Origin of the sequence: Thiomicrorhabdus heinhorstiae (genome assembly GCF_013391765.2) — a bacterium.
Taxonomy (GTDB): Bacteria; Pseudomonadota; Gammaproteobacteria; order Thiomicrospirales; family Thiomicrospiraceae; genus Thiomicrorhabdus; species Thiomicrorhabdus heinhorstiae.
This window is the reverse complement of the sequence record NZ_JACBGI020000010.1, coordinates 14,459-40,036: the sequence shown is the minus strand read 5'-3', so window position 1 is coordinate 40,036 and position 25,578 is coordinate 14,459. Positions and strand designations below refer to the sequence as shown.

The window sequence follows — 25,578 nt, the reverse complement described above, 5'->3', positions numbered from 1 at the left end:
GTTGGGGGGGATCAACAACGGCCTTCGCGAGTAGTCTTAAGGGTGTGGGGTTTGTGTATGTTGGCGATGGGTTCTTAGAGGAATCCGCCAAGCAATTCGGAGCCTAAAAACAGGTAGGCTCCGCCGCCCAGGGCTAAAAAAGGCCCAAAGGGAATGGCTTGCTGCATCGAGCGGCGTTGAAGGATAACGGCTGCTAGCCCGATAATCAGACTGCTTATCGAGGCGATCAAAATAATCTGTGGTATGGCGCTCAGGCCGAACCAGGCCCCGAGTGCGGCCAGTAACTTAAAGTCTCCATAGCCCATGCCTTCCTTGCCGGTCAGTAATCTGAATGTGTGGAATAGTATCCAAAGGATTAAGTAACCCGCAGCAGCCCCCCAAATAGCCATTACCGGATCGGTGAACAGGTTGAAGGTGCTTAGCAGCAGGCCCAGCCATAGAAGGGGAAGGCTGAGAATATCCAGAATCAACTGGTGTTCAATATCGATGACGCTGATCGTGAGTAAGACCCAGATAAAGACCAGTGCATAAATGGTGGTAGTTGTTATGCCGAAATGCCACACTGTTATTACGGTCAGTAACATGCTGGCAATCTCAATAAGTGGATAGCGCAAAGAGATTTTCTCGTTGCAATTATGGCAGCGTCCGGTGGAAGAGAGGTAGCTGACAATCGGGATCAACCGATACCATGGCAGGGTTTGATTGCATTTCGGGCAGGCCGAGCGGCCGAAAAAAATCGAGCGAAAACTGTGATTGTCGCTTTCTTCCGGCAAGTCGGACTGTTTGTCCTGTAAATCGGCTAATTCTTCGGCAAATAAGGCTCTTGGCAGGCGCCAGCTGAGCATGGATATGAAGCTGCCGATTATTAAGCCGATCAAGGCGCTGAAGATCAGATAGCTAATCGGCACGGTCATGCTTGCTTGGACTCCCGGAATACGCGCTTGGCGAAAATTTTATTCTGAATAGATTACGCAGTTGCGATCATTTTCCCATACGGTAATGCTGTGCATGGTAACACGGTCGTCGCTGATGCGACTTTGGATTTCCCTGTAAAGGTAAACGGCGATGTTTTCCGCAGTCGGATTGTGATCCTGAAAATAAGGGTGGTCATTCAAGAAGCTATGATCAAGTTCTTTAATCACTTCTTTGGTGTGGCGTTTGATCTCTTTAAAGTCAATAACCATACCGATGTCGTTTAATTGCTGGCCCTGCACCTGTACTTCGATTTTCCAGTTATGTCCGTGTAGCTTGGCGCAATCGCCCGGATAGCCTTTCAGGCTATGCGCCGATGCGAAATCCAGCAGAGTTTTAAGTACGAATGTTTGCGCCATGATCGTTTTCCGTTAGGTGCTTGCCAAAAAAAGAGAAATTATAACGAAATCTTGGGTTTGAGGAAAGTATCCGCCTATTGTAAAGGCGGAAAAATACTCGAAATTTTAATGGTTGCGCGTGGCAATATAGTTGACTAACTGACTTAAAAATGTGCTGTTGAAGGGCAATTGCTGCAAAACCTGCTGGGCTTCACTTATCAGTTGGTCGCGATAGGCCTTCGAGTTTTCGAGGCCGAGTAATTTGGGGTAGGTGGATTTGTCGGCTTCAAGATCACTGCCTTGCGGTTTGCCTAAAGTTTCCGTGTCACCTTCGATATCCAGAATATCGTCCTGTACCTGGAATGCCAGACCTATGGCATCGCCGAGTTGCTGAAGTTTGGTTTTGAACTGCGGATAATTCGGGTGCTGGCAAGCGCCCAGTTGAAGCGCGCACTGGATCAGAACGCCGGTTTTTAGCCGGTGCATTTTGCGCAGTTGTTCGAGATCCGGAAGGTGTCCTTGCGATTCGATATCGATTAGCTGACCGCCGATCATGCCGTTGCAGCCGGCCGCTTCGCTAAGAAGTAGAATGTTTTCCAGTCGGTGTTTTTCACTGAGGTGTTCGTCGGTACACAAAATTCTAAATGCCAGAGTCTGTTGAGCATCTCCGACCAGGATTGCTGTTGCTTCATCGTAGCGGATGTGGCAGGTTGGTTGTCCGCGACGCAGGTTGTCGTCGTCCATCGCTGGCAGATCGTCATGCACCAGCGAGTAGCTGTGGATCAGTTCGATTGCGCAGGCCGGAGCATCGAGTTGTGTCAATTCCAGTCCGAGCGCTTCGCCGACGGCGTAGATCAGGGCCGGGCGCAGGCGTTTTCCGGCGTTGAAAGTGGAGTATTCAATCGCTTCTTTGAGTCGCCTTGGGCAGTCTTCACTGTCTAAAAAAATGTCCAGACTGGATTGCAGCTGCTGTTGGACGCGGTTTTGATAGACGGTCAGTTGAGGTTGCAAGGTCGACTCCTGTTACTGGCAATGGCTGGCGAACTATTTTGTTCGATTGTCTGTTTCAATGTGGCCGGTTGCTTTGGAACCGGTGAAACGCATTATTGTACCTGCTGAATGTCAGGAATTGAATTTGATTGATCTCGACTGGGCTGAAATTTTAGGCAGGACTGAAGTTTTCACAAGACTTGCCGATAGATTCATAAATGGTCTAAGATGGCGTGAGTATGAACCTGTGCTCGATTTGGGTATGTTGATTGAGTGTCGGGTGGGATTTAGAGTGATTGGACATGTTTATCGTATATAGCCCCGAGGGGCAAAATCTGATTGGTTCCGTGCAGAATTTTCCTGATCTGAAAATTGATCCGGCAAAACAGGTGCATGCAACCACTCCTTCGCCGGAGGCTTTCGAGCGTGCAGCGTTGGAGTCCTCTTTGCCGAAAGCGAAGCGTTCGGCGGTTGACGCTTATCAGAGTAATCGTGCTAATCCGCAAATGCGTCGTACCCACGTTCGGGTTGATGAGATAATGAGTTCGCCAGTGATTACCGTTGGTGCGGATCAGACGATCGAACAGGCGTGGGAGTTAATGAGCCAGCATAAGGTGACTTATCTGCCGGTTGTCGAGAATGATCGTCTGGTTGGCATGTGTACCTGGGTCAACTTGCTGGAACAAGTGTTGGTCAATCCAAACGGCGAAACGGAAACTGCGGTAACCGAAGCGGTGAGCAGTGTTATGCATAAGCAGGTGGTGACAACCTCGCCGGATACCGATGTCCGTCATGTCGCCAAGGTGTTTACTCGCTATGATATTCGTGCGGTTGTGGTCATGAATGATGCGACGCAGATTGCCGGGATTGTTACCGAGGGTGATCTGGTTCGATGTCTGGCAGCGGAACCGCCGATTGAGTTATATATTTAGGCGATCTTGCCGAAGGTTTTTACGTTCGGTGATCGTGTCTTGACTCTCTTGTTGCCTTGAATTTCTTTTTCAGGCAATTCTTTACTTTCCTTTTCAAAAAACCTTCAAATTCAATTATAATAAACTGTTTATTTTACAGCTTTCATTCGGGTTGCGACCATGTCTTACATAAAGCGTTATTTGATTGCCGGATTGCTGGTTTGGCTCCCTCTAGGGGTGACCATTGCGGTAATTAAATTTTTGGTGGATCTTTTTGATCGCAGCCTGCTTCTGTTGCCTCATCAGTATCGTCCGGAGCAGCTTTTCGGGATGGAAATTCCGGGATTGGGTGTGGTTTTATCGATCGTTCTGGTATTGATTACCGGGGTTTTTGTTGCCAACCTTTTGGGTAGTAAGCTGGTTGGAATCTGGGAGTCGTTCCTGTCCCGTATTCCATTGGTTCGTTCGATTTATACCGCAGTGAAGCAGATTGCCGAGGCGGTTTTCGGGTCCGGAGAGCAGACCTTTCAGAAAGTCTATCTGGTAGAGTACCCGAGAAAAGGGCTGTGGACTTTGGCTTTTCAAACCAGCAGTCAGCGTGGGGAAGCGCAGAGAAAAACCGGGATCGAAGATACGGTTAACCTGTTTGTACCGACGACGCCGAACCCGACCTCTGGGTTCTTTATTATGGCTTCTCGCCATGAGATGGTTGAGTTGGATATGAACGTCGACGATGCTCTTAAAATGGTCATTTCCGGCGGTGTTGTCGTTCCGGACAGTAATAAGAATTCTATGAAGAAGGATAAAGCCTAGAGGATTTGGCTTTATCGTAAGATTAATTTTTAACGATAATTAGATAAAAAGGTAAAAGGGTCTATGCGCACGCATTATTGTGGACAAGTAACGGAATCTTTAATTGATCAGACGGTTCAGGTTGCCGGTTGGGTGCACCGCCGCCGAGATCACGGCGGGGTCATCTTCATTGACTTGCGCGATCGTGAAGGGCTTGTTCAAGTAGTCGTTAACCCTGATGCGGCGGAAAACTTCGCCAAAGCGGAAAAGCTGCGCGCCGAGTGTGTGTTGAGTATTACCGGCAAGGTTATCCCGCGTACCGAAGCGACCGTTAACCCGAATATGACAACGGGTAAAATCGAAATCGTTGCCGAACAGCTGGATGTACTGAGCATGGCCGAACCGATTCCGTTTCAGCTGGATGAAAAGAACGTCGGTGAAGAGACGCGTTTGAAATATCGTTATATCGATTTGCGCCGCGAGCAGATGCAAAACAATCTGAAATTGCGCTATGCGGTGACGCGTTCCATGCGCCGTTATCTGGATGACAACGGTTTTATGGATATGGAAACGCCGATTCTGACTAAATCGACTCCGGAAGGTGCGCGTGATTATCTGGTTCCAAGCCGTACTCATCCAAATAAATTCTTTGCTTTGCCGCAATCGCCACAGCTATTCAAGCAGTTACTGATGATGTCCGGTTTTGATCGTTATTACCAGATTACCCGCTGTTTCCGTGACGAAGATTTGCGTGCCGATCGCCAGCCTGAATTTACCCAGTTGGATATCGAGACTTCGTTTATGAGCGAAGAACAGGTAATGAATACTATGGAAGGTTTGGCGAAAACCATTTTCAAAGATGCTATCGGTTACGAATTTGAAGATGATTTCCCGCGCATGACTTATGCCGAAGCGATTGAAAAGTACGGTATCGACCGTCCGGATCTTCGTATCGATATGCAATTGGTGGATGTGGCTGATCTTCTGCAAGACATCGAATTTAAAGTTTTTGCCGGACCGGCTAAAGATCCGAAAGGGCGTGTCGTTGCGTTGCGCGTTCCTGGAGCCGGTTCCATGTCGCGTAAAGAGATCGATGAATACACTAAATTTGTCGGCATCTACGGTGCGAAAGGTCTGGCTTACATTAAAGTCAACGATATGGCAGCCGGTATCGACGGTTTACAGTCGCCGATCATTAAATTCTTCCCTGATCAGGTCATGCAGATTATGGAGCGCGTTGGTGCGCAAGATGGCGATATCGTCTTCTTCGGCGCCGATTCGTCAAAAGTCGTCAACGATGCCATCGGTGCTCTGCGTGTTAAACTGGGTGAAGACCTCGGTATGTTGAACGGTCGTTTCAAGCCGGTTTGGGTTGTTGATTTCCCGATGTTTGAAGAGGATGAAGAGACTGCGCGTATGGTCGCGATTCACCATCCGTTTACTCAGCCAAAAGCGACTACAGAGGAAATTCTAAACCACGATGCCCCGCATCAGATGTTGTCGCGCGCCTATGACTTGGTCATCAACGGCCTGGAAGTCGGTGGTGGTTCTGTGCGTATTCACGACACCAAAATGCAGGCGGCGGTCTTTAAACTGCTTGGCATTGCTGATGAAGAAGCCCAAGATAAGTTCGGTTTCCTGTTGGACGCATTGAAGTATGGTTGTCCTCCGCATGCGGGTATGGCATTCGGTTTGGATCGCTTGATTATGATTCTTGGCGATATTCCGTCGATCCGTGATGTTATCGCCTTCCCGAAAACTCAATCCGCAGCCTGTCCTTTGACGGAAGCTCCTGGTATGGTCGACAACGCTCAATTACAAGAGTTACTGCTACGTTTCCGTAAACCTGTGCGTGCCGCAGACAAATAAAGGAGTCCTTTAGTCATGTCGGTTTCTCAAGCCAAGCAAATTCCGGTGCAACTGGAAGGTCGTATTCAGCACCTTGCCTCGAATGCTCCGACACAACCTTGGCTTAATAAGCAGCAAAAACAAACGCTTAAAGAAGAAATTAAACGGCTTCTTAAAGAGCATAATGCGCAAATTGTTGCCCATTATTATGTTGATGACGAGTTGCAGGAACTGGCGGAAGAGACCGGCGGCGTAGTTGCGGATTCTTTGGAAATGGCTAATTTTGGTGCTCAGTCGGCGGCGGATGTTCTGGTCGTTTGCGGTGTGCGTTTTATGGGTGAAACCGCCAAAATGCTTAGTCCGGAGAAGACGGTTTTGATGCCGGATCTGGATGCGACCTGCTCTTTGGATGTCGGTTGCCCAGCCAAAGAATTTGCCGAATTTTGTGCTCAACATCCGGATCATACCGTGGTGGTGTATGCGAATACCAGTGCCGAGGTTAAAGCGATTGCCGACTGGGTCGTGACCTCGGGTAACGCGCTGCAGATAGTAAGCCATCTGAAGGAGAGGGGTGAAAAAATTATCTGGGCGCCGGATCGCCATCTGGGTAACTGGATCGAGAAGGAGACCGGGATTGAAATGATTCGCTGGCAGGGGCATTGTATTGTGCATGACGAGTTCAAGAGTTTTGAACTTGAAGAGCTATGCTGCAAGCACCCGAATGCCAAGGTTTTGGTCCATCCGGAATCTCCTGCGTCGGTTGTTGATCAGGCGGATATTGTCGGCTCCACTAAAGTTTTGCTGAATGCCGTCCAGACAATGGACGACGAAGAATTTATCGTTGCCACCGATTACAATATCTTCTACAAGATGCAGCAGCTGGCGCCAAATAAAAAACTGTATGTCGCGCCGACCGGCGGGCATGGGGCAACGTGTAAAAGTTGTGCTCACTGTCCCTGGATGGCCATGAACGGTTTGCAGAATTTGGCTGAGTGTCTGCGCACCCTGTCGCCAAGAATTGAATTGGATGAAACGGTACGCAGAAAAGCTTTGCAATCAGTGCAGCGCATGCTGGATTTCTCCCGCCAGGCCGGCTTGGTCTCGGTGGTAAATAAAGCCGATTAGTCCAGTTGTTAAGTTAACCGAATTGAACAAAATTTGGCGTCATTCAAATTTATAAATTATTACATTTCAAACAATTGCAACATGATTGTTAAGTTAAGTGTTAGCTTTTTTGGTTCCGTGAAAGATAGGGAAGAGAGAATTTGGCTGAGTTAAGGCGTATTCTAGGTATCGATCCCGGTTCCCGTAAAACCGGCTTCGGGATTATCGAATCCGGTCGTTATCATCCTACCTATATCGTTAGCGGTGTTATCCGCGTCGAAAAATATTCCGGCGCCGAGCGTCTGAAAAACATCTTCGAATCTGTCGGGCAATTGCTTGATCAATATCAGCCCGACGTACTGGCCATCGAAAAAGTATTTGTCTATAAAAACCCTAAATCGGCAATCACTCTAGGTCAGGCCCGGGGTGTTATTCTGTGTGCGGCGGCTTTGAAGGGGGTACCGATTATGGAATATACACCGACGCAGATTAAAAGTACCATAGTGGGAAAAGGGCATGCCGGTAAGACTCAGGTGCAGTTTATGGTTCAGAATCTTCTGGCTTTGACGGCACCGCCGCAGGAAGATGCTGCCGATGCCCTTGCCTGCGCTTTATGCCACGATCGCTATATGTCTCTGGGAATTGACCCGCAAGAGCTGTCAAAAGGCAGTCGTTTTTAAAGGTAGATTATGATTGGATTTTTACGCGGACGAATCGTCGAGAGACAACCGCCGATGTTATGGTTAGATGTTCAAGGGGTCGGTTACGAAATCGAGGCACCGATGTCGACTTTTTACCGTTTGGAGTCGCAGGATAACGAGGTTCATTTGCTGATCCATATGCACGTACGCGAAGACGCCATGCTACTGTTCGGATTTGCTACCAGGGAAGAGCGTTTACTGTTTAAAACCCTTTTGAAGGTCAATGGGGTTGGCGCCAAGATGGCCTTGGCAATTCTCTCTGCCATGTCGGTTGAAGATTTCTGCGTCAGCGTCGATCACGGCGATATTAAGGCTCTAACGCGTATTCCCGGTGTCGGTAAAAAAACTGCGGAACGTCTGCAAATGGAAATGAAAGACCGCTTAAAGCCGATGCTGGACGAAGGCCAGTTCGGTTTAATTGCGGATTCCGTTTCAGGTTCTGCCGGATCGACGGGGACATCCGGTTCTGCGAGCATACCCGCTTCGGTGAAGAACTCGGCGGTCGAAGCCTTGATGTCACTGGGTTATAAAGCGGCAGAAGCGGAAAAACTTGTCACTGCTGTTTATCAGGAGGAGATGAGTTTGGAACAGCTGATCAAGAGTGCTTTGCAGGGAGTAAAACTCTAAGATGATAGAAACCGATCGCATTGTAGGCGGCCAGGAAATTTCCGACGATATTTATGTTTCGCCGTCGGTGCGCCCTAAACAAATCCATGAGTATATCGGGCAAAAAGCCGTTAGAGAGCAGCTGGAACTTTCGATGCAGGCCGCGAAAATGCGTGGCGAATCCTTGGATCATGTGCTTTTGTACGGTCCTCCGGGATTAGGTAAAACCACTCTGTCGAATATTATCGCCCAGGAAATGGGCGTGACTCTGCGTCAGACATCCGGACCGGTAATCGAAAAACCCGGAGACTTGGCTGCCGTTTTAACACGACTGGAACCGCACGATGTGTTGTTTGTCGATGAAATTCACCGTCTGAGCCCGATTGTTGAAGAGGTGCTTTACCCGGCGATGGAAGATTTTCAAATCGATATCGTAATTGGTGAAGGACCGGCGGCTCAGAGTGTTAAAATCGATTTACCGCCGTTTACTTTGGTTGGGGCGACCACGCGCGCCGGGCTTTTGACTTCTCCTTTGCGTGACCGTTTCGGTCTGGTACAGCGTTTAGAGTTCTATTCGGATGAAGAGTTGACGCAGATCGTATCGCGCTCGGCTTATATTTTGGGTATGGAAGCTTTGCCGGAAGGTGCCGCCGAAATTGCCAGACGTTCCCGCGGTACGCCGCGAATCGCCAACCGACTTTTACGACGGGTTCGCGATTTCGCTCAGGTGCGAGGAGATGGAATCATCACCCAGCCGATCGCCGATGCGGCATTGAATCTGCTGGAAGTCGATTCCCGCGGGTTGGATAAGATGGACCGACGCTTTTTACAGACACTGATCGAAAAGTTTGAAGGCGGGCCGGTCGGTATCGATAGTTTGGCAACGGCTTTGGGTGAAGAGCGGGGAACCATAGAAGATGTTATCGAGCCGTTTTTGGTGCAACAAGGCTTTTTGATTCGCACCCCGAGAGGGCGGATGGCAACTTCACACTCTTATCAGCATTTGGATATTGAAAAACCGGTCGCGAATCAGTAAAGTGCATGGCTAGAATTATAAAAATGACAGGAATAAAGATCTTATCGCCGTCTGATTGGTTTGTATACGAACTGACGCGTTAAGGCTCTCGAAAATTCCGAAAGTATTAAAAATATTATCAGAGAAATTTGGAAGTTTGTTGAAGGGAACAGTTCATGAATGATAACGATTTAATTGAAATTGTCTTAGGTGCGAGTCCTGTCGTTCAGGCAGTGATGTTGATTTTGGCACTGATGTCTATTGCAGCTTGGGCAGTTTCTTTCGCAAAGTCATACCAAATTCGTCAAGCCTTAAAGGCCGCCAAACGTTTTGATAACCAATTCTGGGAAGCGACCGAGTTGACCACGCTATACCATCAGGTCGAAGCGCGTCGCGAAGATTCGCAGGGCAGTTCGATCATTTTTGCCGAAGGGTTTAAGGAGTTCGTACGCCTGCAGCAGCAAGGAGTGGTGGAAGCTTCGGACTTGGTGGCCGGCTCGCAGAGAGCGATGAAAGTTGCCTTCTCCAAAGAAGCCGAACATTTGGAAAACCGCTTGTCGATGTTGGCGACGGTTGGTTCTTCCGCTCCTTATATCGGTCTTTTCGGAACGGTTTGGGGGGTTATGCACGCTTTCCAGTCGCTGGGATCGATTCAGCATGCAACTTTGGAAGCGGTTGCGCCGGGGATTTCCGAAGCTTTGATCGCAACCGCGATCGGTTTGTTTGCCGCTATTCCAGCCGTTATTGCATACAACCGTTTAACCAATCGTGTCGACCGCCTTCTGGGGGAGTATGAAAACTTTGCCGAGGGATTCTTAACCATCTTGCAACGTCAGGCACACAGTATCGAGCATCAGTCCAGAAACAAGTCTGAACAAAAAACATCCAACTGAAGCGAATAGGACTGAATGGATTATGCAAAGCCAAGGATTCAGAAACCAACGTCAGAAGAAGCGCCTCATGTCGGAAATCAATGTCGTCCCGTATATTGATGTTACTTTGGTTCTTTTGATTATCTTTATGGTCACGGCCCCGATCGTTCAGCAGGCTGTGACCGTCGATTTACCGCAAACTCCTGAAGTGAAAACGCAGTCTCTACCGGAAGGGCCGAAACCGTTTGTTATTACCGTTACCGGCGATGGATTATATAAAACGTCGGAACAGCCGGATTTGACGATCAGCAATCAGGATCTGGAAAGACTGGTTGTTGAGGTTGTTGCCCGTTCGCAATTGAATGCAAAGCAGGTGATTTATATTCAAGGCGATAAAAATGCGCCTTATGGAAAGGTGGTTCATCTGTTTGTGTTGTTAAAAGCAAACGGCGTCGACAATGTGTCTCTGATGACCGAGCCCCAGGCGGGAGGTAACCTATGATTGGTTTTATTCGTCGCCACCCGCTGTCGGTGCTTCTCGCTTTAGTGTTGCATGTTGCGATTGTTTCGCTGGTCGCTATTCAATGGGATGACAGTGTTGTTATTCGCATGAGTTCGGACGGTGATCAGCACAGTCCGCAGAATATCCCGGTCGATATGCCGAAAGAGTCTCAGCCTATGAAAACCTTTACCGTCAATGCCGGTGCGGTTCAGGCTGAATTGCAACGCTTGCAGGATGAAGAACAGGCTCGTCTGGAAGAGCGTCAGCGTCTACAGGCGATGACGGCTCAAGAGAAGAAACGCCTGAAAGAGTTGCAGCAGCGACAAAAAGAAGAAGCCGCCAAAGCGGATCAAGCTAGAAAGCAGACTGAGCAGGAACGCCAGAAAACCGCTGAAGCGAAAAAACGTGCCGAAGAAGAAAAAGCTCGTGCGGACAAGGCTCGCAAGGAAGCTGTCTTAGCTCAGAAGAAACAGGAAGAGGCCAAGAAACAAGCTGAGTTGGCAGAGAAGAAACGCGAAGAGGCCAAAAAGCAAACTGAGCTAGCCGAGAAGAAACGTGAAGAGGCTAAACAGCAGGCTCTATTGGAAGAGAAAAAGCGTGAAGAAGCCAAAAAACAGGCTGACTTAGCCGAGAAAAAACGTTTGGCCGAAGAGCAGAAAAAACGCGAGCTAGAAAAAGAATTGGCGCGTAAAGCCGAAGAGAAAAAAGCTCTGGAAAAAGCGACCGCCGAGGCCAAGCTCAAGAAAGAGCAAGAGATGGCTGCGGCAGCATTGCAACGCCAGCTTGAAGAGGAGGCCGCTCAACGCCGCGCCGAACAGCGTCGTCAACAATTGGCGTCACTGAAAGAAAGCTATATTTCTGCCATTATGGCGAAGGTGAAAAACAACTGGCGTACTCCAGCAAAAATCTCACCGGATGCGCAGTGTGATTTGAGGATTACGCAGACTATCGAGGGTAATATTACCAGCGTGAAAGTTCTAAACTGCAATGCCGATGCGACACCGCAATTCCGGGTTGCTGCAGAGCAGGCCGTTTACCGTGCCGAACCTTTACCTAAAGCGCCGGAAAAAGAGCTGTTCGAGAAACAGATTACCTTCCAATTTAAACCTTAAGAAGATGTGGCTATGAAAACGATACATATGACAAAAAATCGATTAAAACGTGGGCTACAGGCAGTAGTGTTGTCTTGCTTATCTTTCTTGGCTATGCCGTCAATGGCGGAGCTGACGATTGAAATCAACGAAGGGTTCGACAATGCGTTGCCGATCGCTTTGGTACCGTTTAAACTGGAAGGCAGCAGTACGATTCCACAGGATATTTCACAGATCGTTGCCAACGATTTACGTCGTAGCGGTCGTTTTAAGCCGATTCCGCGTAACAGCATGCCGCAGACTCCGAGTGATTTGCCGGAAATTGAATATTCTTCCTGGCGCGGTATGGACATCGACAATCTGGTGATCGGTAAAATTACCGCGGAAGCGGACGGTTCATATCAAATCGATATGCGTCTGATGGATGTTCTGCGTAAGCAGCAGATGATCGGTAAACGCTGGAGTCATATTCCTGCTTCCAGCTTGCGTCAGGTTGCCCACCAGATCAGTGATCTGGTATATGAAGCTTTGACTGGTGTTCGAGGTGCTTTTAATACTCAGATCGCTTATGTCACCTTGATGAAGAAAGGCGGTAAACGCCTTTATACGCTTGAGGTAGCAGATGCCGACGGTTTCAACCCTCAACCTATTTTAAAGTCGTCACAGCCGATTATGTCTCCAAGCTGGTCTCCGGATGGAAAAATGATCGCCTATGTTTCGTTTGAATCAGGTCGTTCGACCATTATTGTTCAGAGTCTGGATGGAACCTACCGTACCGTGATTGCCAAATATAAAGGCATTAACGGTGCGCCGGCCTGGTCTCCGGATGGTAAAAAATTGGCTATGACCTTGTCGAAAGGCGGTAATGCCGACATCTATATCATGGACGTCGCGACGAAAAAACTGCAGCAGGTCACCCGCAACTACGCAATCGAGACCGAGGCGGTTTGGGCTCCTGACGGCAAGTCGTTATTCTATAACTCGGATCGCCGCGGCAATCCGCAGATTTTCCAGCTAGATCTTGCAACCAATCAAGAGAAGCGAATTACCTTTGAAGGTAAGTACAATGCCAACCCTGAAATTTCTCCGAACGGACGTTATTTGGCGGTGGTTCAGGGCGGTAACGGCTTCCATATCGCTTTATTGGATCGAGAAACCGGAGATTTCCGTGTAATTTCGGACACTTATCTGGATGAATCTCCAAGCTTCTCGCCAAACGGTGAAATGATTCTTTATGCTATGAATCGTGGTGGTAGCGGCCAATTGGCTGTCGTTACTTTAGACGGTCACGCATCGCAGACATTGAAAGTGAATCGCGGCGAAGTTCGCGAACCGGCTTGGGGTCCTTTTTTGACACCCTGATCCAGATGATGAATCGAGAAACCTTTAAACGAATTGATGAATTTAAGAATGCAAGGTAGAAAAAAGATGATGTTGAAAAAGTATATTTGGATTGCCGGTTTATGTTCATTGGCCGCTTGTAGCTCACCGCCGATGCAACCGGATGCGAACCAAACGGGAACGGAAGTGCAAGGTGCCGGTAACGGTACTAATCCTGATGGTGTTGCATTAGGCGAAGGACAAACCGGTTCCGGCGATTCTAATGGAGTGGAAGTGTTGTCGGCCGGTCAAGGTTCTGCCGGGGCAGGCGATCAGATTGGTGCCCAGGACGGAAACGGCATGCAGGATATGGCGGAAGTTTATTCTCCGATCGTCTACTTTGACTACGACCAGTATGCTTTGGACGATAAGGACATTGATATCGTTAAGCATTACGCGACCGAATTCCTTGCAACGCCAGGCAAAAATATGGTTCTGAAGGGACATACAGACGAGCGAGGATCACCGGAATACAATTTGGCACTTGGTGAAAAGCGTGCCAAAGCAGTGGAAGAAGCGATGATGTTGTTCGGTGTTCCGGCATCGTCTATGGAAGTGATCTCTTTTGGTGAAGAGCAACCGGCAAATCCAGAAAGTAACGAAACTGCCTGGCAAGAAAACCGACGCGTTGAAATTGTAATTCGATAGAGTGAGAGCTATGAAGAAGAAACTTCTTCTCGGATTGACTCCGGTTTTATTGTGTTTGAATTCTTTCCCTGCCGCTCAGGCTGCAACCATCGAGGAGCGTGTTTCCCGATTGGAATCCATGTCCAACACTTCGGTCATTTTGCGGATGAATCAGCAGCTACAAAGTCAGCAGAGAGAAATTCAACAACTGCACGATGAAATGGATCGAGTGAAGTATCAACTTCGTCAAGCGGAAAAGAAGCTTAAGGAACGTGAGAAACGCCTTGATCAAAGGGTCGAAGAAATTGAAACTCATGTTGATCAAAATGTGAATACTTCTGAAGTCACTGCGCCGATGCCGACTTCCGCCGAGCAGCAAGCCGCAATGCCAGTGATTCAGGCTGATAACCCATCTCAGCCAGCTTCGGCCACAGCGGTTGTTGAGCCTGAAGTTCCGGCCGCCGAGCCGCCGGTTCAGACGGTCAGCACGCAAGAAGCCGACGCTCAAACTTCTGAAGTTAAAGTGCCAGCAAGCCAAACGCAGCCTGTTCAGGAACAAGCAGCGGTAGTAGGCGAACAAAAGGTTCAAGGACCTATCAAAACTCACCCGGCTTCCGAAGTAGAAAAGAGCGCTTATCAAGATGCCTTTATTTTGATGAGAAAAGCGGATTACAACGCCTCGATCGAGGCGTTTGATAACTTTACTAAAAACTACTCGGAAAGCGATTTGGCTCCCAATTCGGCTTACTGGAGTGGTGAAGGTTATATGATTCAGTCCAAGTTCGAACAAGCTTTGGATGCCTTTAACCTCGTGATTGATTCTTATCCGGATTCTCCGAAGGTCAGTGATTCCATGTTGCGCTCGGCAGATTGCTTGAATGAATTGCAGCGTATTCAGGATGCCAAAGCGCGTTACCAATTGACCATCAAGAAGTTTCCGGGCAGTCGTGCAGCCCAGAATGCTGAGAAACGTCTGCAGAAATTGCAGTAATTAGAGGTAAAGATGTCACAACAACCCAAAGGAGTCATTCTCTTATCCGGTGGGCTGGATTCGGCCACCGTTCTTGCAATCGCCAAAAATGCCGGCTATGACTGTCATACGATCAGCTTTGATTACGGCCAGCGTCATCATTCCGAATTAGAAGCGGCGGAGCGAGTTTCCAGCGCATTCGGCGTCACCTCGCATAGGGTTATTAAGGTTGATATGCGTAATATTGGCGGGTCGGCTTTGACTGATCCTTCGATTGAGGTTCCGACTTCAGGTGTCGATGAGAGTTTAATTCCGATTACTTATGTCCCGGCTAGAAATACCGTCTTCCTTTCTTATGCTTTGGCCTTGGCCGAAGTGTTGGAAGCCAATGATATTTTTATCGGTGTGAACGCGGTCGATTATTCAGGTTATCCGGATTGTCGACCGGAATTTATCGACGCTTTTGAAAAAATGGCAAATCTGGCGACCCGTATCGGGGTCGAGGGTAGGCCGATTCATATTCAAACGCCTTTAATCGATTTAAGTAAGGCGGAAATCATTCGTAAAGGCAGCGAATTAGGGGTTGATTACGCTTTGACGATCTCTTGCTATCAGGCGGATGATTTGGGGCGTGCTTGCGGCGTATGCGACTCCTGTCGTCTGCGTAAGAAAGGGTTTGAAGACGCCGGTATACCTGATCCAACTCCTTATCAGCCGGGGTTGTAAAAAAACTGCAATTTATTTGTTAAAAAGGGTTGCACAGTTCGGTAAGCCTTGTATAATACGCCCCATTCCAAACGGGTCGTTAGCTCAGCCGGTAGAGCAGTTGGCTTTTAACCAATTGGTCGAGCGTTCGAATCGCTCACGACCCACCATCTATTCCCAGATGATAACCGGATTTGGAAACTTTAGAACCAGGTTCTAAACAGGCTTATAAAGCATTAGCTTGGGTCGTTAGCTCAGCCGGTAGAGCAGTTGGCTTTTAACCAATTGGTCGAGCGTTCGAATCGCTCACGACCCACCATCATTCCTAAAACCCCGCTAGCTTAAATGAAGTTAGCGGGGTTTTTTCGTTTTAGGCTTCTTTATACTTTACTAGACAAAGTACATCAAAAGAGGCACTTTGGAAAACGAGAGATATGGTGAAGAAGAATACGTGAGTTCCGACGCTGCTGGACAACGCCGGAAAGGATTGGATTGATCTACAGGTGTGCTTCTGCAATACGTCGCAGTGTTTTGACTTCAAGCCCGGCCTGGTCGGCAAAGCTTAAAGCACGCGTTAGACGAGCCGGGGCGGATCGTCCCATGCAGCCGTGTTTCAGATCACCGTGAATCGCCTCATGCAAACCTTCCATTAAGCGTTCACGATCACACTTGCTTCCGGTCAGATAGTCCTGAATGTCCAATACATCCGAGGCCACTTCATTCATTAGCGCGGTATGCTGTTGACTTAAGGCTTCAACATCACCTCCGACTTCGAGTCCGGCAATATTGGTGGTAAGGATATACAGATTTTTTCTGACCAATTCATATTCCAGCTCTTCGCTGTTATCGAGAATAAACGAAGGCAAATCTACCTGAGCCAAGGCGTCGAAAATTAGGCGGGAGTGTTTGCCGTAAATCGGTGAAGGCAGTACGACTTTCGAATCCATGCCTTTTTTCTTTTCAAACCACACCGATACGACCGTAGGGTCTTTGATTCCTGCATTTTGCCAATCGCGTGGCAGTAACTCGTTTTGCAACAGGATAATACGATCTTTCCACTTGCTTGGAACGCTCTGCAAAGCGGTGGCAATATCGCCTTCACCCACAGCAACCAATACTGCTTGTGGGCGAGGTAAAACTTCGGAAACCACTTGATAATCCATTTCTCTGGTCACACCCTGCACAGGAAACCCAAGGCGTAAAAAACCTCTGGCAAAGACGCTCCCTAATTCACCTAGCCCGACAACGACGATGGGAGATTTCATGCTATTTTCTCCTAAATTATTTTTCTTTAATTTGTTTGTTTTTATCATGCTTTGGTCAGAATTTATTTTTCAGATGGTGCGATGTGCACCAATATGGAAAAATATTGGAATAAATCCGACCTTCACAGTTTTGAATTCGAGTAGAATAGTGCCAAACCTGTATGATAAGGATCATAACAATGAGCGTGGAAAAAGCAACGTTTACATGGCATTACTATTTTATGGCGCTTGGTGCCCTGCTGGCAATGCTGGCTGGAACACTTGGAGCATGGGGTGGGGTCGTTTCTGGCTTGGCCTTTGCTATAGTCAGTCATCCGCGCTTACGCTTTCAAGGATTAGGCCGATTTGTGTTTTTGGTGCTGTTCGCTGTAATTTATGTTTTTTCATTCCCCGATCCGCAAGTGGTACGGGAAATGATGGCTTCCTGATGAGGTAGTAAATCACATGGCATCGAAAGCACTGGAAGACTACCTGAAGATTATCTATAAACTGGAAAGCGGTAGTTCAGAGGGAAAGGGAGTACAGACTTCGGCGATTGCCGAACGTTTAGCGATTTCGCAAGCTTCGGTTTCCAACATGCTGAAAAAACTCGCTGAACAGCATTATATCGAGTATGCGCGCTATCACGGGGTCAGCTTAACTCCGGCCGGCCGTAAAATCGCTTTGGGAATGGTTCGTAAACACCGGATTCTGGAATTATATCTGGTTGAGCGTCTCGGTTATTCCTGGGATGAGGTGGATGAAGAAGCCGAAGTGCTTGAACATTCCATCTCCGATAAGCTAGCGAATCGGATGTGGGAAGATTTGGGAAGACCGACTCAGGATCCGCATGGATCTCCGATTCCTGATGTTGACGGCGCCATGCAATTTCAGGACTGGATCGCTTTAACCGAAGTGGATTTGGACCAGTCGGTTCGTCTTAGACGGATTAAAAACCGTACTCCGGAAGAGTTGCGTTATCTCTCTTCGATCGGCTTATCGACCGGGACGCGAATTGTGGTGAAAAATAGAGCGCCTGCCGAAGGACCGCTACTGATAAAGGTAGAGCAGGATCAACTGCAGGCGATCGACTATCGAATGGCTGAAGCCTTGATGGTAAGTAAGGAACAAGATGCATAGAAAGCAATCTGATACCGAGTTCTTCAAGGAAGTGCTCGAAGGTTTGACGACGGCAGTTATTTGGGTTGCCGAAGATGAAAGAATCCGTTTTATGAACGGCGCCGCGGGCGAGATTTTCCAACTAAGTCCTTCACGAGTGGTAGGCAGTCGATGGGACGCTCTGATGCCCGGACTTGTGGACGATATTTCGCAGGCAAAAGAGAAAAAAATCACCATTCATGAATATGTGATAGAGGTGTTGGATCCGTTCAAAATTCGTGTCAGTTGTACGATTTCCCCGTATGAACTAAATCATCAGCGTGGCTGGCTTTTTGAGCTTTACAACACGGAGCGTCATCATCGTATCGTTGAGGAAGATGAGCGCTGGCATCAGTACGAGGCTGGTAACCTGCTGATCCGCACCCTGGCGCATGAGGTAAAAAATCCGCTGGCCGGCATTCTGGGTGCAACGCAATTACTGCAGAAGCGACATAATCCGGAAGACAAAGAAATGGCGTTTTTGGACATTATTTCCAAGGAAGTCTCGCGTCTGAAAAACCTGGTCGACAGAATGCTTGGGCCAAAACAGAGTGCGGAAAAAGACTGGTGCAATATTCACGAATTAATTCGTTATGTGCTGCAGATCGTTGAGGGTGAAAAGCCGCCGAATGTGTATGTGAAACTTGATTACGACCCGAGTATTCCCGAGGTTTTGATGGACCATGAAGCGATGGTTCAAGCACTGCTGAATCTGGTAAAAAACGCCATTCAGGCGATGCAGGAAAAGGGTGGAATGCTAACCATTAAAACGCGAGTCGAGCATAAATTTACTCTGGGTACTCAGACTTATCCTCTGGTGGCGATGATCAGTATCATCGACGAGGGTGAAGGAATTCCTGCCGAGGTATTCGACTCGATTTTTTATCCGATGGTAAGCAGTAAGCCGGAAGGTAGTGGTTTGGGGCTGCCGGTGGCACAAAATGTTTTACGTCAGCACGAAGGCTTGATAGTGGCGGAAAGTGAGCCTGGTAATACAAAATTTAATGTCTATCTTCCGCTAAAACAGAAGGAACACGCATGAGCGAAGAATTGGAGATCACTCCAGTAGTATGGATCGTAGATGATGACGCTTCGATTCGATGGGTTTTGGAAGCGGCTTTAGAAGATAAGCCGTATGTGGTCAAGGTGTTTGATTCTCCTTTAACCGCATTGAAGTCGTTTGACGAATTCCCTCCGTCTGCCGTTCTGAGCGATGTTCGCATGCCGGATATGGATGGCTTGACCTTTATGGAAGCCATCCATGAGAAGGATAAACAGATTCCGGTCATCATTATGACGGCGCATGCCGATTTGGACACCGCGGTCAAATCTTATCAGAGCCGTGCTTTTGAGTATCTGCCTAAACCGTTTGATATTGATGAAGCGATCAGTTTGATCGAGCGCGCCATCAAGCGCCATTTGTCCGGTGGTGTTACCAGAATTCGCCGTAGCCGAAGAGCCAGCAAGCAGCCGTTGAACATCATCGGTGCGGCGCCGGCGATGCAGGAAGTTTTCCGAATTCTGGGGCGTGTTTCCCAGCTGGATGTTACCGTATTGATCAACGGGGAAACCGGTACCGGTAAAGAATTGGTCGCTCAGGCTCTGCATGAATTGAGTCCGCGTTCCGAAGGGCCTTTTGTGGCACTGAACACCGCAGCGATTCCTCGTGAATTGCTGGAGTCTGAACTGTTTGGTCATGAAAAAGGCGCCTTTACCGGTGCGCACTCGCAGCGGATCGGACGTTTTGAACAAGCCGACGGCGGTACGCTGTTTCTGGATGAAATCGGTGATATGCCGGTCGATCTGCAAACCCGTCTGCTCAGGGTTTTGAACGACGGAAGCTTCTATCGTGTCGGCGGTCGTAACCCGATCAATACCAATGTGCGGATTGTTGCCGCGACTCACCAAAATATGGAGCAGCTGGTTCGTGACGGACGTTTCCGTGAGGATTTGCTGTACCGTTTGAATATTATCCGTATCAAAGTACCTGCTTTGCGTGAAAGACGCGAAGACATTCCTCTGTTGGTTCGTTTCTATATGGAGCTGGAAGCGAAGGCGCTAGGTTTGGAAGAGAAGCAGTTGAGTAAAGAGGTGGAAAATTTCCTGTCGTCTTTGCCTTGGCCGGGGAATGTCCGCCAGCTGCGCAGCTTGTGTACCTGGTTGACCATTATGGCACCCGACAAAACGGTTTATCTTGAAGACTTGCCTCTGGAGTTGCAGGATCCGCCGTCGGTTAGCGAATGTGATCAAAGCGGAGACGATTGGGAACAGCCTCTAAAACGCTGGGCGGATAAATTCTTGTCCAGTGGGCGAGAAGGTTTGCATACCGTCGCCGAGCCGATTATGGAAAAAGTTCTGATCGAAGCGGCTCTGAAAGCGAGCGGCAACCATCGTCAAAAAGCGGCGGTTCTGCTTGGTTGGGGACGCAATACCCTGACACGAAAAACGCAAGCCTTGGGTATGGACGACTAAGCATTCAATGCTGATTGAGTTATGGCGTTATCTACGCACGCCGGTCGCATTTCCTTTCTTAAGACCGATGGGCTTTGTGAAAGAGTCCATCGCCATGCAGGCGCGTTATAAACGCTGTCGCAAGACGTGGAATTTCCACTATCGACAATGCCGCCAGGCAATTGAAACTGCGGTTTCTCACTGTGTTTCGACACGAACGCTAGTTGTTTTGGGTGCCGGGAGTCTGCAGGATTTACCGCTGGATTTTCTGGCCGGAAAATTTCAAAAGATCAAGCTGGTCGACCTGCTCTTTTTAGAAGATGCCAGGCAAAAGGCGGCTGCTTATTCCAATATCGAGCTGATTGAACTCGATATCAGTTATTCGCTGCAAAATTTGTATCAAGGAAGTCCCGTAGTTTCCAAAGCCGATTTTGCTTTACGGGATATGGATGTAGATTTGGTTCTATCGATGAATCTTCTTACTCAACTGCCGTTGTTGCCGGTTTCCTGGTTGCGAAAGAAGTTTCAGTTTGCGGCATCCGATCTTGACAGAGTGGCTCAAAGTTTAATCAATCATCATCTCAGTTATTTACAGAATTTTGCTTGCCCGGTCTGCTTGATTGCCGATCGTTCGATTAAGTCCTTTGACCGTCATGGTAAAGAAATCGATCGGATAGATCCGTGGTGGGGAATAAAACCTTTGCGGGCCGAGAAAGAGTGGGATTGGGAGTTGGCGCCGATCGGCGAAATAAATAACAACTCTTGCCGTGTCCATTGTGTCGGCGTGAGTTTTTTGAATCTCCCCACCTAAAACAAAATATTGCTTAACGTTTTTGATGGAGAGTTGAACGCTTTGGTTATGAATGCCAAATAAGCTTTTGAAGCTTTAATCTAATTATAGTGCCTCGTCGCCGGATTCTCCGGTACGAATGCGAATGGTTTGTTCGATCGTAGCGACAAAGATTTTACCGTCACCGATTTTACCGGTGTGGGCAGAATTGACGATTGCTTCAACCGCTGATTCAAGAATTTCATCGTTTACTGCGATTTCCAATTTTAGCTTCGGCAGGAAATCGACAACATATTCGGCACCGCGATACATTTCTGTATGTCCCTTCTGACGACCGTATCCCTTCACTTCGGTAACAGTCATACCGTGGATACCGATGTCATGTAGCGCGTCGCGAACATCGTCTAATTTAAATGGTTTGATGATAGCTGTAATCAGTTTCATTGAAATTCCTTAAGTTTAAGGGGGGTGTTTTTTACTGAACAATCAATAATTTTCAGGATAGTTTGCCAAATGTTGACCCATTTTGATAGGGGTAGCGCTTGGAATTTTTCCTAATTCGGGCAATTGTCCGTTCGGAGTGAGCAATATTACGGTAGAGCCCATGTTGAATCTTCCGATCTCCTCACCCTTGGAAAAATGCAGGTTTTGTTCGCTGTAATCCCAGTGTTCCAGAGTCGGTTCATACTCCGGTGTGATTTTGCCCTGCCATACGGTTTCCATACTGCCGACAAAAATCGCGCCGACCATAACCAGGCAGAAAGGACCGTGCTCGTTTTCAAAGCGAATCACTAAGCGTTCGTTACGAGCAAACAGCCCGTCTACGTTGCGGACGGTTGCCTGATTGACCGCAAATAGATCACCAGGGACATACGTCATGGAAATTAATTTTCCGCCGACCGGCATATGCACGCGATGGTAATCCTTAGGCGAAAGGTAGATAACTGCAGCTTCTCCGTTATGGAATTGCTGTGCATAGCTGATGTCTCCGCCGACAAGTGCTTCGACGCTGTAATCATAGTGTTTTGCCTGAATGATTTTATTGCGATCAATATGGCATGATTGGCTGACTAAACCATCGGCAGGGCTGACCCAGCAATTTTCACTTTCGTCAATCGGACGCGCTCCCGCTTTTAATTCGCGGGTAAAGAAAGCGTTGAAATGCGGGTAGCTGTCGATGTCGTCATCGGCGGCTTCGCTCACATCAATACTGTACATTTTGGTCAACAGACGGATCGTGCTGTTTTTGATCCATTTCACTTCAATATGCATAAACCAGTGCATCAGACTGGATAAGAAGTGTTGCGGCAAAAAATATTGCGGCGTGACTTTAAAAAAATCGAACAATTTGGTCATAAAGGTTCCGCTTTGAACAGGGTTTTCTCTCAATAAAAAAATGATTTTAAGGTATAATTCGCGCAAATCATAGATTATGTAAGGAAATCGAAATTATGTCCGATGTTAAAAAGGTTGTTTTAGCTTATTCAGGCGGTTTGGATACGTCAATTATCGCCAAGTGGTTGCAAGAAGAGTATCAGTGTGAAGTAGTGACTTTCACTGCTGATATCGGCCAGGGTGAAGAAATTGAACCGGCGCGTGCAAAAGCTCAAGCAATGGGCATTAAAGAGATCTACATCGAAGACTTGCGTGAAGAGTTTGCGCGTGATTTCGTTTTCCCTATGATGCGCGCCAATGCGATCTACGAAGGGGAATACCGTCTTGGAACCTCAATTGCCCGCCCGTTGATCTCTAAGCGTTTGGTTGAAATCGCTAAGGAAACCGGTGCAGATGCCGTTGCTCACGGTGCAACCGGTAAAGGAAACGATCAGGTGCGTTTTGAAATGAACGCTTATGCACTCATGCCGGATGTTAAAGTGATTGCCCCTTGGCGTGAATGGGATTTGATGTCGCGTGAAAAACTGATGGCTTACGCGGATGAGCACAACATCGCCATCGAGAAGAAAAAAGGGAAAAAATCGCCTTACTCGATGGATGCCAACCTGCTGCACATCTCTTATGAAGGCGGCATTATCGAAGATCCTGCGAATGAGCCGGAAGAAGATATGTGGTTATGGACGGTTTCTCCGGAAAACGCACCGGATGCACCGACTTACTTGGAGATCACTTTCGAAAAAGGTGACATCGTGGCAATCAACGGTGACGCCATGTCTCCGGCAACGGTAATGGAATATCTGAATAAAGTCGGTGGCGAAAATGGGATCGGTCGTGACGACATCGTTGAAAACCGTTTTGTCGGCATGAAAGCGCGCGGTTGCTACGAAACACCGGCCGGAACCATTATGCTGAAAGCGCACCGCGCAATGGAATCGCTAACACTTGACCGCAACGCGGCGCACTTGAAAGACGAGCTGATGCCGAAATACGCCGAGATGATCTATAACGGCTTCTGGTTTGCTCCGGAGCGTGAAATGCTGCAAGCACTGATCGACAAGTCACAAGAAAACGTTTCCGGTAATGTTCGCGTTAAATTGTATAAAGGTAATGTTGTCGTGGTAGGCCGTACTTCTGAAAACAGCCTGTTCGACGAAGCGATCGCAACCTTTGAAGAAGACGGTGGGGCATACAACCACAAAGACGCAGAAGGCTTCATTAAACTGAACTCGCTACGTCTACGCACTGCAGCCAAAAAACGCGGAAAATAAGTTCTAAATTTTTTAGATTAGAACTTCGCTTAAAAAAGGCGCTGAAGAAAAATCTCCAGCGCCTTTTTGCTTTCTGAAGCAGATTCTCATAAAAGATCCAGCGGGCTAACAACGCCTTGCCCGCCTTGCTTTAGAACATGCGTATAAATCATGGTTGTCTGGACATTTGCATGACCAAGCAATGCCTGAATTGTGCGAATGTCTGTTCCGGTTTGCAGTAAATGCGTGGCGAAAGAATGTCGAAATGTATGGGCGCTCACTTTTTTCGTAATTCCGCATTGCTTTACTGTGCGTTTGATGGCTTTGTTAATAACGGATTGATTGATGTGATGGCGGCGCACGATACCCGAACGAGGATCTTCGGCTAAATTCCGGCTAGGAAACAGATACTGCCAGGCAAATTCAAATTCTGCGTTTGGATACTTTTTAGCCAAAGCATAAGGCAAGTAAACCGAGCCGTAACCTCTCTGTAAATCTTGCTGGTGCAAGGTTTTTACCTTTTGTAATTGGGCTTTCAGCAATGGGATCGTATGGTTCGCCAAAGGTGTGACGCGATCTTTTTTACCTTTACCGTTGCGCACGGTAATTTGTTTAAACCCAAAATCAATATCTTGGATTCGCAAGCGTACTGCCTCGGTAATTCGTAGCCCGCCTGCGTAGAGCAATTTAGTGATTAAGCCTGCTGTGCCGTTCATTAAAGATAAAATCTCAGTAACTTCCTCTTTTGTTAGAACGACAGGAATTCTCGGTTCCTTGCGAGAACGGCTCGCCTTCACTTCGCTAAAAGGAGATTCAAGAACTTTGCTATAACAATAAACCAAAGCATTCAACGCCTGGTTTTGTGTAGAGGGCGATACATTTTGATTCACCGCTAAATAGGTTAAAAATTGCTCAACCTTATAATTCGCGTTGCCGCGCATATCTGAACGGCTTTTAATCCCATGAAACTTCACATAACGTTTGACCCAATCACAATAACTGTTCTCGGTGGAATAGGCATAACCTTCTCGACGCAATTGACTGCGCATTTCATCCAGCAAAGGTGATTTATTTGCACGACTATTCATTATCAACCCCTTTCTAAACGCAGGTATTTATCAATAATACTGTGTATGCTGTCAAAATGGCAGGTTTTACTAGTATGTATTGCAATATTGCGTATTTTTGGGTTCAATAGCGTATATCAAGGCAATAATGCCTTATACTAAATGTTAGAGCCGACCGCAGGCGGTCGGCTCTAACGGGGTGGCGCTAATAGATTGCCTTGCCAGACCGCCTGCGGCAGTCTAACAATGCAATCAACCTGACGTGTTTCACCCACAAAAAATTTTCAATTTTTCGTGCGCGAAGCCACGCAGGTTATCGCCACCCCGTTATGTTTCAAGAGGAAGCTGATGGAAGAAGTTAAAGATTTGTGGCTCAAGTTCAATGAGTATTCCAATAAGCTGGCAAATGCTCTTGGGCGGACGAGCAACATTGTTGGGGAGTATGCTGAATATCTCGCACATCAATTCTACGGCGGTAGGCTTCTCGAAATATCAGGCTCCAGTGCGGATATTGAATCAGAAAATGGCACTCTGTATCAGGTTAAGTCCAGAAAAATAAAAGGCACACCAACAACACAATTAAATGTCATTCGATCCTGGGATTTTGATTATCTTGTTGTCATCTTGTTCGATGCGAATGGGGGAATAAAAAAAGCACTCGAAGTGCCAGTTGATATAGCAAAAGAATACGGAGCAGCAAACAGTCACCAAAATGGATGGGTTATTACCACATCACAGAAATTTCTGAATGATCGTAGGTCAAAAGATATTACCGTTTCGCTGAGTGCTTACAACAAATGAA

At 47.7% G+C, this 25,578-nt stretch carries 28 protein-coding genes and 2 tRNA genes; 23 read left to right on the top strand and 7 right to left on the bottom strand.

Annotated elements, in window-relative coordinates:
- Positions 1–74: 74 nt before the first annotated feature.
- The 3 genes from H8792_RS06770 to H8792_RS06760 all read right to left on the bottom strand — a co-directional run bounded on the left by H8792_RS06770 (position 75) and on the right by H8792_RS06760 (position 2,321).
- The gene (locus tag H8792_RS06770) at positions 75–914 is read right to left on the bottom strand and encodes a prepilin peptidase (RefSeq protein WP_185978185.1); all 840 of its coding nucleotides are present in this window, start codon (positions 912–914) and stop codon (positions 75–77) included.
- Positions 915–953: 39 nt separating this feature from the next.
- A complete protein-coding gene (gene queD / locus H8792_RS06765) occupies positions 954–1,331 on the bottom strand; it encodes a 6-carboxytetrahydropterin synthase QueD (RefSeq protein ID WP_185978184.1) in 378 nt (125 codons plus the stop codon).
- 105 nt (positions 1,332–1,436) lie between these two features.
- Positions 1,437–2,321 (bottom strand): polyprenyl synthetase family protein, encoded by an 885-nt coding sequence (locus H8792_RS06760; protein WP_185978183.1) that lies wholly within the window; start codon positions 2,319–2,321, stop codon positions 1,437–1,439.
- 281 nt (positions 2,322–2,602) lie between these two features.
- Between H8792_RS06760 and H8792_RS06755 the strand changes: the two genes are divergently transcribed.
- The 16 genes from H8792_RS06755 (at position 2,603) to H8792_RS06680 (ending at position 15,743) form a co-directional block, all read left to right on the top strand.
- Positions 2,603–3,232 (top strand): CBS domain-containing protein, encoded by a 630-nt coding sequence (locus H8792_RS06755; RefSeq protein ID WP_185978182.1) that lies wholly within the window; start codon positions 2,603–2,605, stop codon positions 3,230–3,232.
- 159 nt (positions 3,233–3,391) lie between these two features.
- Positions 3,392–4,024, top strand: coding sequence for a DUF502 domain-containing protein (locus H8792_RS06750; RefSeq protein WP_185978181.1), 633 nt, complete (start codon positions 3,392–3,394; stop codon positions 4,022–4,024).
- Positions 4,025–4,087: 63 nt separating this feature from the next.
- Positions 4,088–5,872, top strand: a complete 1,785-nt coding sequence (gene aspS / locus H8792_RS06745) for an aspartate--tRNA ligase (protein WP_185978180.1) — start codon at positions 4,088–4,090, stop codon at positions 5,870–5,872.
- Positions 5,873–5,887: 15 nt separating this feature from the next.
- Positions 5,888–6,976 carry a quinolinate synthase NadA gene (nadA, locus tag H8792_RS06740; RefSeq protein ID WP_185978179.1) on the top strand — a complete coding sequence of 363 codons (1,089 nt, stop codon included), beginning with the start codon at positions 5,888–5,890 and terminating at the stop codon, positions 6,974–6,976.
- Positions 6,977–7,116: 140 nt separating this feature from the next.
- Complete coding sequence (gene ruvC, locus H8792_RS06735) at positions 7,117–7,635, top strand: crossover junction endodeoxyribonuclease RuvC (RefSeq protein WP_185978178.1); 519 nt, start codon at positions 7,117–7,119, stop codon at positions 7,633–7,635.
- 9 nt (positions 7,636–7,644) lie between these two features.
- Complete coding sequence (ruvA, locus tag H8792_RS06730) at positions 7,645–8,283, top strand: Holliday junction branch migration protein RuvA (RefSeq protein ID WP_185978177.1); 639 nt, start codon at positions 7,645–7,647, stop codon at positions 8,281–8,283.
- 1 nt (position 8,284) lies between these two features.
- Positions 8,285–9,298, top strand: a complete 1,014-nt coding sequence (gene ruvB / locus H8792_RS06725) for a Holliday junction branch migration DNA helicase RuvB (RefSeq protein ID WP_185978176.1) — start codon at positions 8,285–8,287, stop codon at positions 9,296–9,298.
- Between the two features lie 155 nt (positions 9,299–9,453).
- On the top strand, positions 9,454–10,170 hold the full coding sequence (gene tolQ / locus H8792_RS06720; protein WP_185978175.1) for a protein TolQ: 717 nt from the start codon (positions 9,454–9,456) through the stop codon (positions 10,168–10,170).
- 67 nt (positions 10,171–10,237) lie between these two features.
- Positions 10,238–10,651: an ExbD/TolR family protein gene (locus H8792_RS06715; RefSeq protein WP_228766988.1), complete on the top strand. Its 414-nt coding sequence runs from the start codon at positions 10,238–10,240 to the stop codon at positions 10,649–10,651.
- A complete protein-coding gene (gene tolA / locus H8792_RS06710) occupies positions 10,648–11,763 on the top strand; it encodes a cell envelope integrity protein TolA (RefSeq protein WP_185978173.1) in 1,116 nt (371 codons plus the stop codon). The genes H8792_RS06715 and tolA overlap by 4 nt, the downstream gene beginning before the upstream one ends.
- A 12-nt stretch (positions 11,764–11,775) precedes the next feature.
- A complete protein-coding gene (gene tolB / locus H8792_RS06705) occupies positions 11,776–13,104 on the top strand; it encodes a Tol-Pal system beta propeller repeat protein TolB (protein WP_228766987.1) in 1,329 nt (442 codons plus the stop codon).
- A 66-nt stretch (positions 13,105–13,170) separates the two neighbouring features.
- Complete coding sequence (locus H8792_RS06700; protein ID WP_228766986.1) at positions 13,171–13,770, top strand: OmpA family protein; 600 nt, start codon at positions 13,171–13,173, stop codon at positions 13,768–13,770.
- 10 nt (positions 13,771–13,780) lie between these two features.
- Positions 13,781–14,740 (top strand): tol-pal system protein YbgF, encoded by a 960-nt coding sequence (gene ybgF, locus H8792_RS06695; protein WP_185978172.1) that lies wholly within the window; start codon positions 13,781–13,783, stop codon positions 14,738–14,740.
- A gap of 12 nt (positions 14,741–14,752) precedes the next feature.
- Complete coding sequence (queC, locus tag H8792_RS06690) at positions 14,753–15,445, top strand: 7-cyano-7-deazaguanine synthase QueC (protein WP_185978171.1); 693 nt, start codon at positions 14,753–14,755, stop codon at positions 15,443–15,445.
- A 73-nt stretch (positions 15,446–15,518) separates the two neighbouring features.
- A tRNA-Lys gene (locus H8792_RS06685) sits at positions 15,519–15,594 on the top strand.
- Positions 15,595–15,667: 73 nt separating this feature from the next.
- A tRNA-Lys gene (locus H8792_RS06680) sits at positions 15,668–15,743 on the top strand.
- Positions 15,744–15,921: 178 nt separating this feature from the next.
- Here H8792_RS06680 and H8792_RS06675 read toward each other — a convergent pair.
- Complete coding sequence (locus H8792_RS06675) at positions 15,922–16,689, bottom strand: hypothetical protein (RefSeq protein WP_185978170.1); 768 nt, start codon at positions 16,687–16,689, stop codon at positions 15,922–15,924.
- A gap of 179 nt (positions 16,690–16,868) precedes the next feature.
- On the opposite strand from H8792_RS06675, the gene H8792_RS06670 reads away from it, so the two are divergent.
- From H8792_RS06670 to H8792_RS06650, 5 genes are read left to right on the top strand one after another with little or no spacing between them, the layout of a single operon-like run.
- Complete coding sequence (locus H8792_RS06670; protein ID WP_185978169.1) at positions 16,869–17,117, top strand: hypothetical protein; 249 nt, start codon at positions 16,869–16,871, stop codon at positions 17,115–17,117.
- A 16-nt stretch (positions 17,118–17,133) separates the two neighbouring features.
- The gene (locus tag H8792_RS06665) at positions 17,134–17,808 is read left to right on the top strand and encodes a metal-dependent transcriptional regulator (RefSeq protein ID WP_185978168.1); all 675 of its coding nucleotides are present in this window, start codon (positions 17,134–17,136) and stop codon (positions 17,806–17,808) included.
- A complete protein-coding gene (glnL, locus tag H8792_RS06660) occupies positions 17,801–18,868 on the top strand; it encodes a nitrogen regulation protein NR(II) (RefSeq protein ID WP_185978167.1) in 1,068 nt (355 codons plus the stop codon). The genes H8792_RS06665 and glnL overlap by 8 nt, the downstream gene beginning before the upstream one ends.
- Positions 18,865–20,298, top strand: coding sequence for a nitrogen regulation protein NR(I) (ntrC, locus tag H8792_RS06655; RefSeq protein WP_185978166.1), 1,434 nt, complete (start codon positions 18,865–18,867; stop codon positions 20,296–20,298). The genes glnL and ntrC overlap by 4 nt, the downstream gene beginning before the upstream one ends.
- Before the next feature lie 7 nt (positions 20,299–20,305).
- Positions 20,306–21,088 carry a hypothetical protein gene (locus tag H8792_RS06650; RefSeq protein WP_185978165.1) on the top strand — a complete coding sequence of 261 codons (783 nt, stop codon included), beginning with the start codon at positions 20,306–20,308 and terminating at the stop codon, positions 21,086–21,088.
- A gap of 84 nt (positions 21,089–21,172) precedes the next feature.
- On the opposite strand, the gene H8792_RS06645 is transcribed toward H8792_RS06650, so the two are convergent.
- Together H8792_RS06645 and asd are read right to left on the bottom strand one after the other, a co-directional pair.
- Entirely contained in the window at positions 21,173–21,511 is a 339-nt protein-coding gene (locus tag H8792_RS06645) for a P-II family nitrogen regulator (protein ID WP_185978164.1), read from the bottom strand.
- Between the two features lie 42 nt (positions 21,512–21,553).
- The gene (gene asd, locus H8792_RS06640; protein ID WP_185978163.1) at positions 21,554–22,423 is read right to left on the bottom strand and encodes an archaetidylserine decarboxylase; all 870 of its coding nucleotides are present in this window, start codon (positions 22,421–22,423) and stop codon (positions 21,554–21,556) included.
- A gap of 95 nt (positions 22,424–22,518) precedes the next feature.
- Between asd and H8792_RS06635 the strand changes: the two genes are divergently transcribed.
- Positions 22,519–23,730 carry an argininosuccinate synthase gene (locus tag H8792_RS06635; protein WP_185978162.1) on the top strand — a complete coding sequence of 404 codons (1,212 nt, stop codon included), beginning with the start codon at positions 22,519–22,521 and terminating at the stop codon, positions 23,728–23,730.
- Between the two features lie 86 nt (positions 23,731–23,816).
- On the opposite strand, the gene H8792_RS06630 is transcribed toward H8792_RS06635, so the two are convergent.
- On the bottom strand, positions 23,817–24,797 hold the full coding sequence (locus tag H8792_RS06630) for an integron integrase (protein ID WP_185978161.1): 981 nt from the start codon (positions 24,795–24,797) through the stop codon (positions 23,817–23,819).
- A 327-nt stretch (positions 24,798–25,124) separates the two neighbouring features.
- On the opposite strand from H8792_RS06630, the gene H8792_RS06625 reads away from it, so the two are divergent.
- The gene (locus H8792_RS06625) at positions 25,125–25,577 is read left to right on the top strand and encodes a DUF6998 domain-containing protein (RefSeq protein WP_185978160.1); all 453 of its coding nucleotides are present in this window, start codon (positions 25,125–25,127) and stop codon (positions 25,575–25,577) included.
- The last annotated feature ends 1 nt before the right edge of the window (position 25,578 follow it).